Consider the following 15,404-nt stretch of genomic DNA (forward strand, 5'->3'; position numbering starts at 1 on the left):
AGCACAGCCTGAGGCGTTTGCAAGCGAAGTGCGTTAAGCTCCAGCTCGAGCTTTGTCGGAGTTGGAGAGCATGTTGCGCGTCCTGGGTGTGCTGGCGGCCTGCGCATTGATGGGGACGCAGCTCACGGGCTGCGCCTCGTTTTCGCGTGAGGATTTCACCGCGGCCGAGGCCGAGCGCGCCGCCCTCAGCCGCGGCTCGGACATCCGGTTCAATGCCGACGACCCGAACGCCGGAGTGGCCTTCACCGTCAGGACGCGGGCCCAGCTCGATCAAAGCGGGGCTCAACAGCGGGACCTCCTGGCCATTTCGGGCGGAGGAGCCGACGGCGCCTATGGCGCGGGTGTGATGGTCGGCTGGACGCGCACAGGAACCCGCCCAAACTTCGCGGTCGTCACCGGGGTCAGCACCGGCGCCCTGATCGCTCCCTTCGCGTTCCTCGGTCCGAGCTGGGATGACGAACTCACCGCCGCCTATGCCGGCGGCAAGGCGAGCGACATCCTGCAAAGGCGCGGCTTGGGGGTGTTGTTCTCCTCCAGCCTCTTCAGTCCCAATCGCCTACGCCAATTGGTGGAAGCCTATGTCACCCCGACCATGTTGCGCGAAGTCGCCGTCGAGCACGCCAAGGGCCGCCGACTGCTGATCGTCACCACTAATCTCGACACCCAGCAGACCGTGATCTGGGACATGGGCGCCATCGCCACCCGCCAGACGCCTGAGGCGCTGGCCCTGTTCAGGGACGTGCTGGTGGCCTCAAGCTCCATCCCCGGGGTTTTCCCGCCGGTGATGATCCCGCTCGACGAGACGGGGCGCAACCCGATCCGGGAAATGCACGTCGACGGCGCGGTCACCGCGCCCTTCGTGTCGATCCCGGAAGGCATGTTCTTCTGGCAAGCGCCCGATGGCCGCGAGGTCAAGAGCCAGGTCCATGTGATCGTCAATGGCCAGGTCGACCCGGCGTTCGCCGTCACCCGGGGGCGCATCTCGGCGGTGCTGGCTCGAACCTTCGACAGCATGATGAAATCGACGGCGCGCACTCACATCGCCGCCACCCGCGCCTTCGCCGAACGCAACGACCTGGACTTCAAGATCACCATGGTTCCGGACGACGCCGAGAGCGGCAGCCTGAACTTCGACGCGGCCAGCATGAAACGACTATTCACGCTGGGCCGCGACAACGTCGTCAAGGGCGTCGCCTGGCGAAAGCTTGACTAGATAGCCCTCTAAGCGGCCAGCACTTCATAGCCCGCATCCGCGATCGCCGTGGCGATAGCGTCCTTGAGATCGCTGCCCTCGACGCTGACGCTCTTGCCGGCGAGGTCGACCTGCACCTGAGCCTTGGCGTCGACGGCCTGCACCGCCTTGGTGATGGCCGCGACGCAGTGGCCGCACGACATGCCCTGGACCTGAAAACGAAGCATGGACTTCTCCTGTTCTGACTTCACTGGCGGGAGGGATAGAGATTCCCACCATGGGAGGGTCAAGCCTGTCGGAAAAGGTGTTTTGGCCCCTTGACCCTCCCATGATGGGAAAGTCCATCTAGGCTGGGCGTTACCACCTAGGAGGCCCTCCAAATGTCCGACACCATCTTGAAACCGCTGGAAATTCCCGTGCTGGGGATGACCTGCGCGAGCTGCGTGGGCCGGGTGGAGAAAGCCATCGCGGCGGTGCCCGGCGTCGCCAAGGCGTCCGTCAACCTCGCCGCCGAGCGGGCCCACGTCGAGTTCGGCGCGGGCGGCGACACCGGGGCCGTGGTCGAGGCGATCCGCAAGGCCGGCTACGAACCCCTGGCCCGCGAAGTTGATCTGAAGATCGGCGGCATGACCTGCGCCAGCTGCGTGGGCCGCGTCGAACGCGCGCTGAAAGCCGTGCCCGGCGTGCTGAGCGCCAACGTCAATCTGGCGACCGAGCGGGCCCACATCAGCGCCCTGGCCGCCGCGGCCGAGCTTCCCGCCCTCATCGCCGCCGTCGAGCAAGCCGGATACCAGGCTGAAGCGGTGGGCGAAGCCACGCCCGACATGGCCGACCGCGAGGCGGAGGCCCGGCAAGCCGAGATCACCTCGCTGAAGCGCGCGGCCCTGGTCGCGGCGGCCGGCACCCTGCCCCTGTTCCTGGTCGAGATGGGTCGCCACTTCATCCCTGGCGTTCACCACTGGCTGGACGCGACCATCGGCGAACAACCCTGGCGGCTGGCGAGCTTCGTCCTGGCGGCCGTGGTGCTGTTTGGTCCTGGCCTGCGGTTCTTCCGCAAGGGCGGCCCCAACCTGATCCGCCGCACACCCGACATGAACTCCCTGGTCGTGCTGGGGACCAGCGCGGCCTTCGCCTATTCGACGCTCGCCACCTTCGCGCCGCAGCTCCTGCCGGCCGGCGCCGACCATGTCTATTACGAAGCGGCCGCGGTCATCGTGACCCTGATTCTGTTGGGCCGCCTGTTCGAGGCCCAGGCGAAGGGCCGGACCAGTGAGGCTATCAAGCGGTTGATGACCCTGCAGGCCAAGACCGCCCGCGTGGTCCGCGATGGCGAAGAACGCGAAATCCCCATCGCCGAGGTGATCGTCGGCGACGTCCTGGCGGTCCGGCCGGGCGAGCGCATCGCCGTGGACGGCGAAGTCGTGGAGGGCGCCTCCTTCGTCGACGAATCCATGATCACCGGCGAGCCGATTCCGGTCGAGAAGACCACCGGCTCGGCCGTCGTCGGCGGCACGGTGAACAAGACCGGCGCCTTCCGCTTCCGCGCCACCAAGGTCGGATCCGAGACCATGCTCGCCCAGATCGTCCGCATGGTCGAGACAGCCCAGGGCGCCAAGCTGCCGATCCAGGCGCTGGTGGACAAGGTCACCGGCTGGTTCGTGCCCGCCGTGATCGCCGCGGCCCTGCTGACCTTCGGCGCCTGGTGGCTGTTGGGCCCGAGCCCGGCGCTCGCCTTCGCCCTGGTCAACGCCGTGGCGGTGCTGATCATCGCCTGCCCCTGCGCCATGGGCCTGGCCACCCCGACCTCAATCATGGTCGGGACCGGCAAGGCCGCCGAACTGGGCGTCCTATTCCGGCGCGGCGAGGCCTTGCAAGGTCTGCGCGACGTCAAGGTCGTGGCCTTCGACAAGACCGGCACCCTGACGCTCGGCCGGCCGGCCCTGACCGACCTCCAGATCGCCGACGGCTTCAACGAAGCTGAGGTGCTGTCCCTGGTCGCCGCCGTGGAAACCCGTTCCGAGCACCCGATCGCAGAGGCCATCGTCGAAGAAGCCAAGACCAGGGGTCTGACCATCGCCTCGCCTGACGCCTTCGAGGCCGTCCCCGGCTTTGGCGCCCAGGCGCTGGTCGAGGGCCGCCGCGTGCAGGTCGGCGCCGACCGCTACATGCGCAAACTCGGTCTGGACGTCGGGGTCTTCCAGGAGACCGCCGCCCGGCTAGGGGCCGAGGCCAAGAGCCCGCTCTACGCCGCCATCGACGGCAAGCTGGCGGCGATCATCGCCGTCGCCGACCCGATCAAGCCCAGCACCCAGGAGGCGCTCGACACCCTGCACGCCATGGGCCTGAAGGTGGTGATGATCACCGGCGACAACGCCGCCACCGCCCGCGCGGTCGCCGCCTCGCTCGGCCTCGATGAGGTCGTGGCCGAGGTGCTGCCCGACGGCAAGGTCCAGGCGGTTCAAGCCCTGCGCGAGCGCTACGGCGCCATCGCCTTCGTCGGCGACGGTGTGAACGACGCCCCGGCCCTGGCCTCGGCCGACATCGGCATCGCCATGGGCGCGGGCACCGACGTCGCCATCGAAAGCGCCGACATCGTGCTGATGCGGGGCGACCTGCGGGCGGTGGCGACGGCCATGGCGCTGAGCCGCGCGGTCTTGAACAATATCCGCCAGAACCTGATCTGGGCGTTCGGCTACAACGTCGTGCTGATCCCGGTCGCCGCGGGCCTGCTCTTTCCGGCCTTCGGCATCCTGCTTTCGCCGATGTTCGCGGCAGGGGCCATGGCGCTCTCCAGCGTCAGCGTGCTCACCAACGCCCTGCGGCTGAAGGCTTTCCGCCCGCCCGTCGCGACCCGTCACTAGGAGGACGACATGAACATTGGCCAAGCCTCGAAGGCCTCGGGCGTCTCCACCAAGATGATCCGCTACTATGACGAGATCGGACTGGTGCGCCCGGCCAGCCGGACGGAGTCCAACTATCGCGAGTTCGACGAGCGCGAGATCAACGAGTTGCGCTTCATCCGCCGCGCCCGCTCGCTGGGTTTCTCGATGCCGGAGATCACCCAGTTGCTGTCGCTATGGCGGGACCGCGACCGCCCGAGCCGCGAGGTGAAGGCCATCGCCGAAAGGCATGTGAACGAACTCGACGCCCGCATCGCCGAGATGCAGACCATGGCCGACACCCTGCGCCACCTGTCGCACTGCTGCGCCGGCGATGAGCGCCCCGACTGCCCGATCCTCGCCGATCTGACCGGCGGCAGCTCGCCCGTCGAACCAAAGAGCGCCCATGTTCGCGGGCGCTGAGGCGTATTCCCGACGCGCCAGTTCACTTGTCCCGTTGATCCAGGCCGAGCTCTGACGTAGATGATCGCTCACGCCCCTTTGGTGGAATTGGTAGACACACGGCACTCAAAATGCCGCGCTGAAAGGCATCCCGGTTCGAGTCCGGGAGGGGGCACCACACCGCAGGCGTTGCAGTTCCGCGCGAACGCACGCCGACACTCCGCGGACATGATGATTTTTAAGGCCAAAAAGCGCGGCCTTGGGCGCACCAAGGCGCCGTCGGCTCTCGACGCGCCGGCCTTCGAATGATAATCGTTCGCAAATAGTGCGCGTCAAGGATCTCCCATGAACGACATCTCGACCCGGCCGGCGGCCGAGGCCTCCTCGGTTGACGGCGTGATCGTGCGCCTGAGCGAGGCGTCCCTGGGCGATGTCGGAACGATCGTCGATGTTCGCGCCGAGAGCTCGCCGAACAATCACGGCGTCGATCTCGAGGAATTGCAACGCCGCCTGCTGGAATTCGGCTTCGTCGAGGGCGCCCGGATCGAGGTGATCCACCAAGGCGCCATCCGTCGCGATCCGATCGCCGTGCGGCTGGACGACATGAGCGTCGCCCTGCGCCGCCGCGACGCCGAAGATGTCTTTATCCTGCTGGACGGAGCCCGGCCGTGAGCGAGAGCCTGACCTCCGCCCGGGTCGCCCTGGTCGGCAATCCCAACTCCGGCAAGACCGCCCTCTTCAACGCCTTGACCGGTTCGCGTCAGAAGGTCGCCAACTACGCCGGCGTCACGGTCGAGCGTAAGGAAGGCATGATCACCTCGGCCGCGGGCCGGCACCTCTATGTCCTTGATCTGCCCGGCACCTATTCGCTGCGCGCGCGCAGCCCCGACGAAGCGGTGACCCGCGACGCGGTGTTGGGTCGCCTGGAGGGCGAGACCCCGCCCGACGTGGTCGTCTGCGTGGCCGACGCCACCAATCTGCGGCTGGTCCTGCGGCTGGCCATGGAGCTGAAGCAGGTGGGGCGCCCGATGGTGCTGGCGCTAAACATGTACGACATCGCCCAGCGCCAGGGCCTGCGGATCGACCTCGAAGGCCTGAGCCGCGAGATCGGCGCCCCGATCGTCACCACCGTGGCCACCCGCAAGCGCGGGATCGAGGATCTGGTCGCCCAGGTCGACGCCCTGGCCGCATCCGGCCAGCTGGTCGGCGACAACACCTGGCGCGAGCCGAACGCCGCCGAAATCCGCAAGGCCCACGCCGAGGCCCAGCGCATCGTGCGCACCTATGTCCGCCCGCCCGAGCATCCCGACACTTGGACCGGCAAGATCGACAAGGTGCTGCTGCACCCGGTCGCCGGCCTCGCCATTCTGCTTGGCCTGCTGTTCGTCATGTTCCAGGCCGTCTTCACCTGGGCCACGCCGGCCATGGACGGAATCGAGGCGATCTTCGCCACGCTCGGCCAGTTCGTCGGCGCCTATGTCTCCAACGACCTGCTGCGAAGCCTGATCTCCGACGGGATCATCGCCGGGGTCGGCAGCGTCCTGGTGTTCCTGCCGCAGATCCTGGTCCTGTTCTTCTTCATCATCCTGCTGGAAGACCTCGGCTACATGGCCAGGGCGGCCTTCCTGATGGACCGCATCATGGGCGGCGCGGGCCTGCACGGCCGCGCCTTCATCCCGCTGCTGTCATCCTTCGCCTGCGCCATTCCCGGCATCATGTCGACGCGAGTGATCGACTCCAAACAGGACCGGCTGACCACGATCCTGGTCGCGCCGCTGATGACCTGCTCGGCGCGGATTCCAGTCTACACCCTGATTATCGGGGCCTTCATTCCCAACGAACGGGTCTGGGGCTTCGCCAGCCTGCAAGGCCTGGTGATGTTCGGCCTCTATGCCGCCGGCATCCTCAGCGCCCTGACGATCTCGTTCGTGATCCGCCGCGTCTTTTGGCGCGGCAAGGTCGAGCCGTTCCTGATGGAGCTGCCGACCTACAAGATGCCGGAGCCCAAGAGCGTGCTGCGCAATCTGTGGATCCGGGCCAAGATCTTCCTCAGCCGCGCCGGCCGCATCATCCTGCCGATGATGATCCTGATCTGGGTGCTCTCGACCTTCCCCTATCCACCGGAAGGCGCCACCCAGCCCGCCATCGACAACAGCTTCGCCGGCATGATCGGCCATGCGATCCAGCCCCTGCTCGCCCCTATCGGCTTCAACTGGCAGATGTCGATCGCCCTGGTCCCCGGCATGGCGGCCCGCGAGGTCGCGGTCGCCGCGCTCGGCACCGTCTACGCCATCGGCGACGCTGAAAACAATGTCGGCGCGCTCGGCACGGCGCTGGCCAGCCACTGGTCGCTGGCCACCGGCCTGTCGTTCCTGGCCTGGTACGTCTTCGCACCGCAATGCGCCCCCACCCTGGGCGTGGTGAAGCGTGAGACGAACAGCTGGATCTGGCCGACCGTGATGTTCGTCTACATGGTGACCCTAGCCTACGCGGCGGCGTTCATCGTCTACCACACGGCCGTGGCGCTCGGAGGTGGTTAGCGGCGCTTCAACCTCAAGACGAGATTAAGCATCCACATTAACTACCCGCTAAACTAGAGAGCCCTAGCGTCTCAGTATTGGGTGGGGACTAGAATGGACCGAGCTCCTAGGCAGTCGCGTCGCAAGGCAGACCCGCGGACGACGAGTGAAAACCTCGTCGAACGCATTCGCGAGACCTTGCTGTTCTTCGGCGGCGAAGCGCATCGTCGCGACGTGATCGCGAATGTCGCACGTGATATCGGCGTCGACGTCCAAAACATTCCCGAGGACCTCGAGAACGCGATGATCGTCTCGTTCGAAGAGACTTGGCGCGACGAAACCCGCCGCGCGACCTACGGCTTCCACCTGCGGTTCGGCGAGGGCTCGCACCGCTGGGGCCTGAAACTGGCGACCGCGCACTAGCGCCCACGCCGCTATCCCAACGCCCCGCCGCCCAACGCATCGGCCGCGCCTTGCAGCCGGTTTAGCAACCGTTTGAGCAGGGCCACATCGGCCGGGGCTAGGCCCGCGATCAACGCCGCCTCATAGGCCAAGGCCAAGGGGGCGATTTCCGCATGCAGTCTTGCGCCTTCCCGGCTCAGGGCCAGCATGTGCGAGCGGCCGTCGGCGTGGTGATCCGAGCGTTTGATCAGACGCCGATTGGAAAGGCCCCGCGCCGCACGGCTGACCGTCACCTTGTCCATGCCGGTGCGTTCGACAATGCCCCGCTGGGTCTTGGCGCCATCCTCGGCCAGCACGCAGATCAACCGCCACTGAGGAACCGGAAGACCGAAGCGATCCTCGTAGGCCCGCGCGATCAGACCGCTGACCGCATTGGACGCAACCGAAAGCCGATAGGGCAGATAGTCGTCCAGCTTCAGCCCGCTCGGCGGGAGTTCGGTCTCTGAAAGCTTGGACACGTCGTTCACGCCGGTGCGACTTCCTGTTCGATGGCTCCAAAGAGGGAGTGCCTGCGTGCGTCGCGCATCTCAATACGAACCCGGTCGCCGACCTTGAGGAACGGCGTTTTGGGCGCTCCGTGGGCGAGTGTTTCCACCGTGCGCAACTCAGCAAGGCAGGAATAGCCCACGCCGCCGTCCTGCACAGATTTCCCTGGACCGCCGTCCAAACCTCGGTTTGAGACCGTGCCGGAGCCGATGATCGTGCCTGCGCAAAGGGTCCGCGTCTTGGCCGCGTGGGCGATCAGAGTTCCGAAGTCGAAGGTCATGTCGACGCCGGCGTCAGCCTGTCCAAGCGGCTGGCTGTTTAGTTCCACCTCCACGGCGCCGTGCAGCTTGCCGTCTTTCCACGCATCCCCAAGCGCATCGGGCGTCACCGCCACTGGCGAGAATGATGAGGCGGGCTTGGACTGGAAAAACCCAAAGCCCTTGGCCATCTCGGCCGGAATCAGGTTTCGCAGCGAGACGTCGTTGGACAACATCACCAGCCGGACCGAGGCCAGGGCCTGCTCGCGGCTCGCGCCCAATGGCACATCGCCAGTGACCACCGCCACCTCGGCCTCCAGGTCGCAACCCCAGGCCTCGTCGGCCAGCGGGATTGGCTCGCGCGGCCCCAGGAAGCCGTCCGAGCCGCCCTGGTACATCAGCGGATCGGTCCAGAAGCTTTCAGGCATGTCGGCGGCGCGAGCTTTGCGCACCAGGGCCACGTGGTTCACATAGGCCGAGCCGTCGGCCCACTGATAGGCGCGCGGCAACGGGCTCGCCGCCTCGCGTTCGTGAAAACGTTCCCGTGGCGCCGCGCCATGCTCCAGGCTTTCAGCCAGACCGCGAAGCAGCGGTTCCAGATTGTCCCAATCATCCAGGGCGGCCTGTAATGTCGGGGCTATGGCGCTCGCATCGGCACACCAGGCCAGGTCATTGGAGACCACGACGAGACGACCGTCACGGCCGCCCTTGAGCGATGCGAGCTTCATTCATTCCTCCCGAGGGATGACGCGTGTCAGACGCACGCCTTTTTCATAAGCCTCGGCGAAATAGACCACGACCTCGACGCAGATGTCTCCGCCCGGTTCACCAACCCACAAATAATTGCGATCAAAGCAGACATCGCGGCCGGCCGGGGTATAGCCCTCATAGGTGTCGCCCCAAGGGGTGCAGGCGGCCATGTCGCGGCGGCCCAAGGCGCAGGCGCGCTCCATCTCCTCCTCGGCGGCTTCGGTCAGGTCGGCTTGTCGATCAATATGGGCCATGGCGCGATCCTACGGCTCGTCCTTGTAGATGCCTACGCTCACCGGCTCGCCCAGGGCCGCGCGGCCGCGATACATTCCCGAGGTGTTGAAGCTCCAGGCCAGTTGGCCGTCCGGCGCCACGGCGATGATCCCGCCGTCGCCGCCCAGCGCGGTGAGCTTGTTCTGAATCACCTCGTCCGCCGCGGCCTGCAGGCTCATCCCCTTCAGCTCGACCAGGGCGGCGATGTCGCGCGCCACCGTTAGGCGGATGAAATACTCGCCGCTGCCCGTCGCCGAGACGGCGCAGGAGGCGTTGGAGGCGTAGGTGCCCGCGCCGATGATCGGCGAGTCCCCCACCCGGCCCCACTGCTTGCCCGTCGTCCCGCCCGTCGAGGTGCCCGCCGCCACGTCGCCCTTGAGGTCCAGAGCGACGACGCCGACCGTCCCATGCTTGCCTTCGTCGTGCGCCAGGCCGTTAGCCGGATCGGGCTGCTCCAGGCCTGGCGGCTTGGCGGGGATCGGCAAGTCGTGAGCCTTCAGGAAATTCTCCAGGCTGCGCCAGCGACGCTGGGTGGCGAAATAGCCGGGATCGACCTGCTCCAGGCCCTGACTCGCCGAGAAGGCGTCGGCGCCCGCGCCGACCATCATGACATGGGGCGATTTCTCCATCACCGTGCGCGCCAGGGTGAGCGGGCTGCGCGTTCGGGTCACGCCCGCCACCGCCCCGGCGGCCAGGCTGGCCCCGTCCATGATCGAGGCGTCCAGCTCGATGCGCCCCTCGGCGGTGAACACCGCCCCGCGCCCGGAGTTGAACAGCGGATCGTCCTCCAACAGGTGGATCGCCGCCTCGACCGCGTCCAGCGCCGATCCGCCCCGGTCCAGAACAGCCGCCCCGGCCTCGACCACCTTGGAAAGCGCCGCGCGATAGGCCGCCTCCTGTTCGGGGCGAAGCTGGTTGCGCTCGATCGTTCCGGCCCCGCCGTGAACGAGGATGGCCCACTTCCGGGCGGGTTCGGCTTGCTTGGTCATAGGGAGAGCAGTCGCACCTGTTGATTTGGGCCGGCGTTGTTCTCTACGCCGCTCTCCGGCGCAACCCCACGTCTGGCCTGAATGATGCAAGGCGAACGCCCGGCGGGAGAGACAAGCCTACCCATCGCTGCTAGCACACACCGCAACCTTCTCCTTGGATCATCATGTTTCGCAAAACCTACGACTGGGTCATGGGCTTGGCCGGCTCACGGCATGCCTCCAAGGCCCTGGCGGCGGTCTCCTTCGCTGAGAGTTCGTTCTTCCCGATCCCTCCGGACGTGATGCTGGCCCCGATGGTTCTGGCGCGGCCGGACCGAGCCTTTGTCTATGCCGGCATCTGCACGGCTGCTTCCGTGCTTGGCGGCCTTCTGGGCTACGCCATCGGCTTCTATCTTGAGCCCGTCGGGATGTGGCTGCTCAGCGTGATCGGCCATGCGGATGGCAAGCTGGCCTTCGAGAAGTGGTTCGACGATTGGGGCCTGTGGGTGATCCTCATCAAGGGCGCCACGCCGATCCCCTACAAGCTGGTGACCATCACCGCCGGGCTCGCCCAGTTCTCGCTGGTGACCTTCATCTGGGCTTCGGTCCTGACCCGCGGCTTCCGCTTTTTCGCTGTCGCGGCGATCTTGAAGTACTTCGGCCCGGCCATGCTGAAGGAATTCGAGAAGCGTATCGCCCTCTATGGCACGCTGGGCATCGTCGCCCTGGTCGGCCTGGTGGTCGCGTTGAAAATGCTCACCTGAAGCCCCTTGGGCCGGCCAAGCTTTTAGGGTCTTATCCGAACCGATGAGCGCATTCCTCCAACCGTTCCTTCAACGCTGGCGTCTCTGGGCGTTAATTTCGTCGCTGCTGATGCTGGCCATCGCCCATGGTTTCGAAACCATCGGCGGCCTGGCCCCCTGCGCGCTCTGCCTGCGGGCGCGCGAGGTCTATTGGGTCGCGGCCTGGGTCGCCCTGGCCGGGATGTTCGTGGTTCGCACGCGCGGCGGCGAGCGCTGGCGCGTGGCGTTCAACGCCGTCTTGGCGCTGATCTTCGCCGTGGGCGTGGGCGTCGCGGTTTATCATGCGGGCGCGGAGTGGAAGTGGTGGCCAGGTCCGACCGCCTGTTCCGGCGGGGCAGGTTCGGTCAGCGCCGGCCAGATGGCCGAGCTGCTGCAAGGCGCCAGGATCACGCCGCCGGCCTGCGACAAGGCCGCCTGGGTGTTCCTCGGCATCTCGATGGCCGGCTGGAACGCGCTGGTGTCTCTGGCGCTGACCATCCTCAGCCTGCTGGCCGTGCGCCATGAACGGAGAGCGTCGTGAGCGAAAAACCCATTCCGCCGCGCCCCGGCGTCGGCGCCGTCAGCGCCCGCCTCGCCGAGATCCTTAGGGTCGACCACGCTGGCGAACTTGGCGCCGTCCACATCTATCGCGGCCAGCGCGCTGTGCTGGGCGCCTCCAAGGGTCATGAGCGCATCGCCGGCCAACTGGCAGAGATGGAGGGCCATGAGGCCGTCCACCTGGCCCGCTTCGACCAGCTGCTGAACGAGCATCAGGTTCGCCCCACGGTCATGACGCCGCTCTGGCGCGCGGCGGCCTTCACCCTGGGCGCCGGCACCGCCCTGCTCGGCGAAAAGGCGGCCCACGCCTGCACCGAAGCGGTCGAGAACGTGATCGAGCAGCACTACGCAAGCCAGATCGCCGAGCTTGAAGGCCGTGATCCCGAACTGGCGGCCGAGCTTTCCAAGTTCCGCGACGAGGAACTGGCCCACCGCGACCACGCCGTCGAGGAAGGCGCTCGCGAGGCGCCCGGCTATCCGATCCTGTCCGCGGTGATCCGCGCCGGCTGCAAGGCCGCCATCAAGATCAGCGAGAAGCTGTGACCGACGAAGAGATCACCGCCCTGCGCAGAGGCGCAGACGCCCCGGCCACCGCTGGACGGGCCGACGCCGGGGCGGTGGCGCAAGACCTCGCCGCCGCCTTTTCCACCGATCCGATCTTCAACTGGTTCCTGCGGGCCGACGCCCGGCACGATGCGGCGCGGCTGAAGCTGTTCCACCTGCTGGTCGCCATGGCGCTGACCGATGGCGAGGTGTTCCGGCCGGCCACGGGCGGCGCCGCCGCGGTCTGGTTGCCGTCCGAGAGCCTGGGTCCCACCCCCTTCCTGCAAGAGCTGCGTACGCTTCCGATCATCCTTCAGGCCACCGGCCTCTCGCGCCTGTCGCGGATGTCGTCGATGCGCGCGGTGATGGAGAAGCATCATCCCAGGAGCCCGCCTCACGCCTATCTCTGGTTCCTGGGCGTGACCCCGCAGGCGCAGGGCTTCGGCGTCGGATCGCGACTGCTGGCCCATGGTCTGGCGCGCGTCGATGAAAAGGGCCTGCCCGCCTATCTGGAATCCTCCAGCCCCGCCAACCTGCCGCTTTATCGTCGGCATGGGTTCGAGGTGATGGAGGTGCTGAGGCCGCAACCCGACGCCCCGCAGATGTGGGCCATGTGGCGCGAGGCGCGCTGAGCCCAAGGTGGCGCTCACCCTCGCCTATCTCGCCGGCATAAATCTGACGGCGTTCCTGCTGTTCGGCTGGGACAAGCGCTGCGCGACGGTCGGCGCGCGGCGTATTCCCGAGAAGACCCTGCTTGGCCTGGCCGCCCTCGGCGGCGGTCTCGGCTCGGTGCTGGCGCAGCAGTTCTTCCGCCACAAGACCCGCAAACAGCCCTTCGCGAACATCCTCGTCGCGATCTTCGCGACCCAAGCGGTCCTGGCCATCGTGCTGCTGACCCGCGAGGGGTAGCGCCCGCCGACCGGGGTGTTTCGTAATCCCGTCATCAGCCAGTCACCGCAACGTCGCGCAGCCTTCCTACTCCCCGGTTTCAGTTTGATCGGGGGTTTTCGCCTATGTCTTTCGGTTCTCGCGCGCGCGGCTGCGCCGCCTTTCTACTCGCCACCACGGCGCTTTCGGGCCATGCGATGGCCGACGAATTGGCAAATGACGGCGCGGTCGACGAGATCGTCGTCACCGGCCAGCGCGAAGCCCAGCGGGCCGCCATCGCCGTCAAGCGCGAGACCTTCGTGGTCGCGGACGTGGTCTCGGCCGACGACATCGGCAAAATGCCCGACCACAACACCGCCGCCGCCCTGCGCCGCATTCCCGGCATCTCGGTGATGGAAGACCAGGGCGAGCCGCGCTTCCCCGTCATCCGGGGCCTGCGCTCGACCTACAATCGGACCACCATCGACGGCGCCCTGGTCGCCTCGGTCGATGAAAGCGGCCGCACCGTACCCATGGACATCGTCCCCTCGGTGATGGCCGGCCGGCTGGAAGTCATCAAGACAGTCACACCCGAGAACGACGGCAACGCCATCGGCGGCGTCATCAATGTCACCACCCGCAGCGCCTTCGACATGGGCCGGCCGTTCTTCAACGGTCTGGCCTCCTATGGCGACTATGAGCGCAGCGGCGGCGTGCGCAACGACAAGCCGTCCTATCGCCTGGCTTTCGCCACCGGCATGACCTTCGGCGACCAGGACCAGTGGGGCGTGGTGATCGGCGCCTCGCACGAGCAGCTCGACTACGACATCCCGCAGGTGGAATCACAGAGCCCGTCGGTGCGGGAATACACCGCCGCCGGCGCGCCCGTGGCCTCCGGCGCCCCCACCGGCAACGGCATCCAGGTTCCGACCTACAGCCGCCTGTTCTGGTACAACAACACCAAGCAGCGCAGCGGCTTTAACGCCAAGATCGAATACCGCCCGACCGACACCTTCCGCTGGGAGGCCTCGGGCCTGTTTGCGCGCATGGAGGACGACGAGGAGCGGATCGAGTACCGCGTCGAGCCGCTGGGCAATGTGGCGAACCAGACCCCGACCAGCGGCTTCTTCGCCCGTGGCCGCGGCGTCGTTCAACTGAACCAGCCGATCACCAAGCGCGAGATCAGCCTGGCGCGGACGGAATTTTCCTGGGACTTCGCCCCGCAGTGGACCGCGTCCGGCGACCTCGTCTACTCGCAGGCCGCGCTTGAGGTGCCAAACCACTCGGTGGAGTTCCGCACGGTCGACGCCCAGGCCGGAAGTTACGCCTTCAACTACGACACCACCAATCCGCTGTTCCCGGTCTTCACGTCGGTAAACGACGCCGCGGCGCGTAACCCGGCCAATTTCGTGCTGCAACAGCACCGCGACTCGCTGACCGAGGCGGCGGAAAAGACCGGCCAGGTGCGTTTCGATCTCGCCTTCGACCAAGGCGCGGACGATCGCAACCTGAAGGCCAAGTTCGGCGGCCTACTGCGCAGCACCAAGCGCGAGTTCAACTCAAGCCAGACCAACTATCGGGCCGGATCGGGCTTCGTCTACACCTTGGCCGAGGTCGATAAGCCTGGTCCCAGCGAACTGATCGCCGGCCGCTACCTGCTGTCGCCGCGCATCGACGCCAGCCAGGCCATGGCCTTCTTCAACGCCAATCGGGGCCGGTTCGTCACCAGCGTCACCGCCCCGACCGGCGACTATGAAGTCAAGGAAGACATCTACGCCGCCTATGCCCAGGCCAGCTACGCGTGGGGCGATTTCACCCTGCTTGGCGGCCTGCGCTATGAGCGCACCGAGGTCGAGTCCGACGCCGTGCGCAGCGCCGGCGGCGTGCTGACCCCGGTCAGTAACTCCGGTTCCTACGGGAACTGGATGCCCAGCCTGCACCTGGAATGGAAGCCGATGCAGGACCTAGTCGTTCGCGCGGCCTGGACCAACACCATCGGCCGCCCGGACTATGACTCGCTCGCCGCCACCGAGAACCTGACCTTCGATGGCAGTCAGGCGACCTTGTCACGCGGCAATCCGGGCCTGAAGGCCCGCGAGAGCCGGGGCCTGGACCTGTCGGTCGAATACTATCCGCGCGACGGCATGGTCTCGCTGGCGGTGTTCTCCAAGGAGATCGAGAACGAGATCTTCACCCTGTCCTCGACCCAGACGCTGGACGTCGGACGCGGCCCGGAAAGCGTGCTGGTCTCCACCCCGCGCAACGCGGAGTCAGCCAAGATCCGCGGCGTGGAATTCGCCGTGCAGCAGGCCTTCACCTTCCTGCCCGAGCCCTTCGACGGCTTCGGCTTCAACGGCAACATCACCTGGCTGGACACCGAGTTTACCTTCCTGACCTCGGCCGGCCCGCGCACGACCGGTCTTTTCCAGCAGCCCGAGATCACCACCAACGAGTCGATCTACTATC

Annotated in this window: 16 protein-coding genes, 1 tRNA gene and 1 pseudogene; 13 read left to right on the forward strand and 5 right to left on the reverse strand. The window is 66.9% G+C overall.

Features of this window, described 5'->3' with window-relative positions; genetic code table 11:
* Nucleotides 1-70 precede the first annotated feature (70 nt).
* The gene (locus tag Q7T84_RS18020; RefSeq protein WP_304811620.1) at nucleotides 71-1,213 is read left to right on the forward strand and encodes a patatin-like phospholipase family protein; all 1,143 of its coding nucleotides are present in this window, start codon (nucleotides 71-73) and stop codon (nucleotides 1,211-1,213) included.
* A gap of 8 nt (nucleotides 1,214-1,221) precedes the next feature.
* On the opposite strand, the gene Q7T84_RS18025 is transcribed toward Q7T84_RS18020, so the two are convergent.
* Nucleotides 1,222-1,419, reverse strand: coding sequence for a heavy-metal-associated domain-containing protein (locus Q7T84_RS18025; RefSeq protein ID WP_304811622.1), 198 nt, complete (start codon nucleotides 1,417-1,419; stop codon nucleotides 1,222-1,224).
* 153 nt (nucleotides 1,420-1,572) lie between these two features.
* Between Q7T84_RS18025 and Q7T84_RS18030 the strand changes: the two genes are divergently transcribed.
* The 6 genes from Q7T84_RS18030 to Q7T84_RS18055 all read left to right on the forward strand — a co-directional run bounded on the left by Q7T84_RS18030 (nucleotide 1,573) and on the right by Q7T84_RS18055 (nucleotide 7,415).
* The gene (locus Q7T84_RS18030) at nucleotides 1,573-4,053 is read left to right on the forward strand and encodes a heavy metal translocating P-type ATPase (protein ID WP_304811624.1); all 2,481 of its coding nucleotides are present in this window, start codon (nucleotides 1,573-1,575) and stop codon (nucleotides 4,051-4,053) included.
* Between the two features lie 9 nt (nucleotides 4,054-4,062).
* Nucleotides 4,063-4,494 carry a Cu(I)-responsive transcriptional regulator gene (gene cueR / locus Q7T84_RS18035; RefSeq protein ID WP_304811626.1) on the forward strand — a complete coding sequence of 144 codons (432 nt, stop codon included), beginning with the start codon at nucleotides 4,063-4,065 and terminating at the stop codon, nucleotides 4,492-4,494.
* A gap of 72 nt (nucleotides 4,495-4,566) precedes the next feature.
* A tRNA-Leu gene (locus Q7T84_RS18040) sits at nucleotides 4,567-4,651 on the forward strand.
* Between the two features lie 167 nt (nucleotides 4,652-4,818).
* Nucleotides 4,819-5,145 carry a FeoA family protein gene (locus Q7T84_RS18045; RefSeq protein ID WP_304811628.1) on the forward strand — a complete coding sequence of 109 codons (327 nt, stop codon included), beginning with the start codon at nucleotides 4,819-4,821 and terminating at the stop codon, nucleotides 5,143-5,145.
* Nucleotides 5,142-7,013, forward strand: coding sequence for a ferrous iron transport protein B (gene feoB, locus Q7T84_RS18050; protein WP_304811630.1), 1,872 nt, complete (start codon nucleotides 5,142-5,144; stop codon nucleotides 7,011-7,013). Before Q7T84_RS18045 ends, feoB begins: the two co-directional genes overlap by 4 nt.
* Before the next feature lie 93 nt (nucleotides 7,014-7,106).
* Nucleotides 7,107-7,415, forward strand: coding sequence for a hypothetical protein (locus Q7T84_RS18055; protein WP_304811633.1), 309 nt, complete (start codon nucleotides 7,107-7,109; stop codon nucleotides 7,413-7,415).
* A gap of 11 nt (nucleotides 7,416-7,426) precedes the next feature.
* Here Q7T84_RS18055 and Q7T84_RS18060 read toward each other — a convergent pair whose 3' ends face one another.
* The 4 genes from Q7T84_RS18060 to Q7T84_RS18075 are packed head-to-tail and all read right to left on the reverse strand — an operon-like array spanning nucleotide 7,427 to nucleotide 10,209.
* The gene (locus tag Q7T84_RS18060; protein ID WP_304811635.1) at nucleotides 7,427-7,921 is read right to left on the reverse strand and encodes a MarR family winged helix-turn-helix transcriptional regulator; all 495 of its coding nucleotides are present in this window, start codon (nucleotides 7,919-7,921) and stop codon (nucleotides 7,427-7,429) included.
* Nucleotides 7,918-8,925, reverse strand: a complete 1,008-nt coding sequence (locus Q7T84_RS18065) for a fumarylacetoacetate hydrolase family protein (protein WP_304811637.1) — start codon at nucleotides 8,923-8,925, stop codon at nucleotides 7,918-7,920. Before Q7T84_RS18065 ends, Q7T84_RS18060 begins: the two co-directional genes overlap by 4 nt.
* Nucleotides 8,926-9,201, reverse strand: coding sequence for a hypothetical protein (locus Q7T84_RS18070; RefSeq protein ID WP_304811638.1), 276 nt, complete (start codon nucleotides 9,199-9,201; stop codon nucleotides 8,926-8,928).
* Nucleotides 9,202-9,210: 9 nt separating this feature from the next.
* Nucleotides 9,211-10,209, reverse strand: a complete 999-nt coding sequence (locus tag Q7T84_RS18075) for an isoaspartyl peptidase/L-asparaginase family protein (protein ID WP_304811640.1) — start codon at nucleotides 10,207-10,209, stop codon at nucleotides 9,211-9,213.
* Between the two features lie 164 nt (nucleotides 10,210-10,373).
* Here Q7T84_RS18075 and Q7T84_RS18080 point away from each other — a divergent pair, with 164 nt between their 5' ends.
* The 6 genes and pseudogenes from Q7T84_RS18080 to Q7T84_RS18105 all read left to right on the forward strand — a co-directional run.
* Nucleotides 10,374-10,952, forward strand: a complete 579-nt coding sequence (locus Q7T84_RS18080; RefSeq protein WP_304811642.1) for a YqaA family protein — start codon at nucleotides 10,374-10,376, stop codon at nucleotides 10,950-10,952.
* A gap of 43 nt (nucleotides 10,953-10,995) precedes the next feature.
* Nucleotides 10,996-11,511, forward strand: a complete 516-nt coding sequence (locus Q7T84_RS18085; protein WP_304811648.1) for a disulfide bond formation protein B — start codon at nucleotides 10,996-10,998, stop codon at nucleotides 11,509-11,511.
* A complete protein-coding gene (locus Q7T84_RS18090) occupies nucleotides 11,508-12,071 on the forward strand; it encodes a demethoxyubiquinone hydroxylase family protein (protein WP_304811652.1) in 564 nt (187 codons plus the stop codon). Before Q7T84_RS18085 ends, Q7T84_RS18090 begins: the two co-directional genes overlap by 4 nt.
* Nucleotides 12,068-12,703: an N-acetyltransferase gene (locus tag Q7T84_RS18095; RefSeq protein WP_304811653.1), complete on the forward strand. Its 636-nt coding sequence runs from the start codon at nucleotides 12,068-12,070 to the stop codon at nucleotides 12,701-12,703. The genes Q7T84_RS18090 and Q7T84_RS18095 overlap by 4 nt, the downstream gene beginning before the upstream one ends.
* A 7-nt stretch (nucleotides 12,704-12,710) precedes the next feature.
* Complete coding sequence (locus Q7T84_RS18100; protein WP_304811655.1) at nucleotides 12,711-12,980, forward strand: DUF1294 domain-containing protein; 270 nt, start codon at nucleotides 12,711-12,713, stop codon at nucleotides 12,978-12,980.
* A 143-nt stretch (nucleotides 12,981-13,123) separates the two neighbouring features.
* Nucleotides 13,124-15,404, forward strand: a pseudogene (locus Q7T84_RS18105) (TonB-dependent receptor); the annotation flags it as partial.

Origin of the sequence: Phenylobacterium sp. (assembly GCF_030654915.1) — a bacterium.
In the GTDB taxonomy this organism is placed as follows: Bacteria; Pseudomonadota; Alphaproteobacteria; order Caulobacterales; family Caulobacteraceae; genus Phenylobacterium.

What these genes read in the sequence shown, in the direction of transcription:
- Q7T84_RS18020 (WP_304811620.1), top strand. Translation starts at nt 71, where the DNA reads ATGTTGCGCGTCCTGGGTGTGCTGGCGGCCTGCGCATTGATGGGGACG.
- Q7T84_RS18025 (WP_304811622.1), bottom strand. Translation starts at nt 1,419, where the DNA reads ATGCTTCGTTTTCAGGTCCAGGGCATGTCGTGCGGCCACTGCGTCGCG.
- Q7T84_RS18030 (WP_304811624.1), top strand. Translation starts at nt 1,573, where the DNA reads ATGTCCGACACCATCTTGAAACCGCTGGAAATTCCCGTGCTGGGGATG.
- cueR (WP_304811626.1), top strand. Translation starts at nt 4,063, where the DNA reads ATGAACATTGGCCAAGCCTCGAAGGCCTCGGGCGTCTCCACCAAGATG.
- Q7T84_RS18045 (WP_304811628.1), top strand. Translation starts at nt 4,819, where the DNA reads ATGAACGACATCTCGACCCGGCCGGCGGCCGAGGCCTCCTCGGTTGAC.
- Q7T84_RS18055 (WP_304811633.1), top strand. Translation starts at nt 7,107, where the DNA reads ATGGACCGAGCTCCTAGGCAGTCGCGTCGCAAGGCAGACCCGCGGACG.
- Q7T84_RS18065 (WP_304811637.1), bottom strand. Translation starts at nt 8,925, where the DNA reads ATGAAGCTCGCATCGCTCAAGGGCGGCCGTGACGGTCGTCTCGTCGTG.
- Q7T84_RS18070 (WP_304811638.1), bottom strand. Translation starts at nt 9,201, where the DNA reads ATGGCCCATATTGATCGACAAGCCGACCTGACCGAAGCCGCCGAGGAG.
- Q7T84_RS18075 (WP_304811640.1), bottom strand. Translation starts at nt 10,209, where the DNA reads ATGACCAAGCAAGCCGAACCCGCCCGGAAGTGGGCCATCCTCGTTCAC.
- Q7T84_RS18080 (WP_304811642.1), top strand. Translation starts at nt 10,374, where the DNA reads ATGTTTCGCAAAACCTACGACTGGGTCATGGGCTTGGCCGGCTCACGG.
- Q7T84_RS18085 (WP_304811648.1), top strand. Translation starts at nt 10,996, where the DNA reads ATGAGCGCATTCCTCCAACCGTTCCTTCAACGCTGGCGTCTCTGGGCG.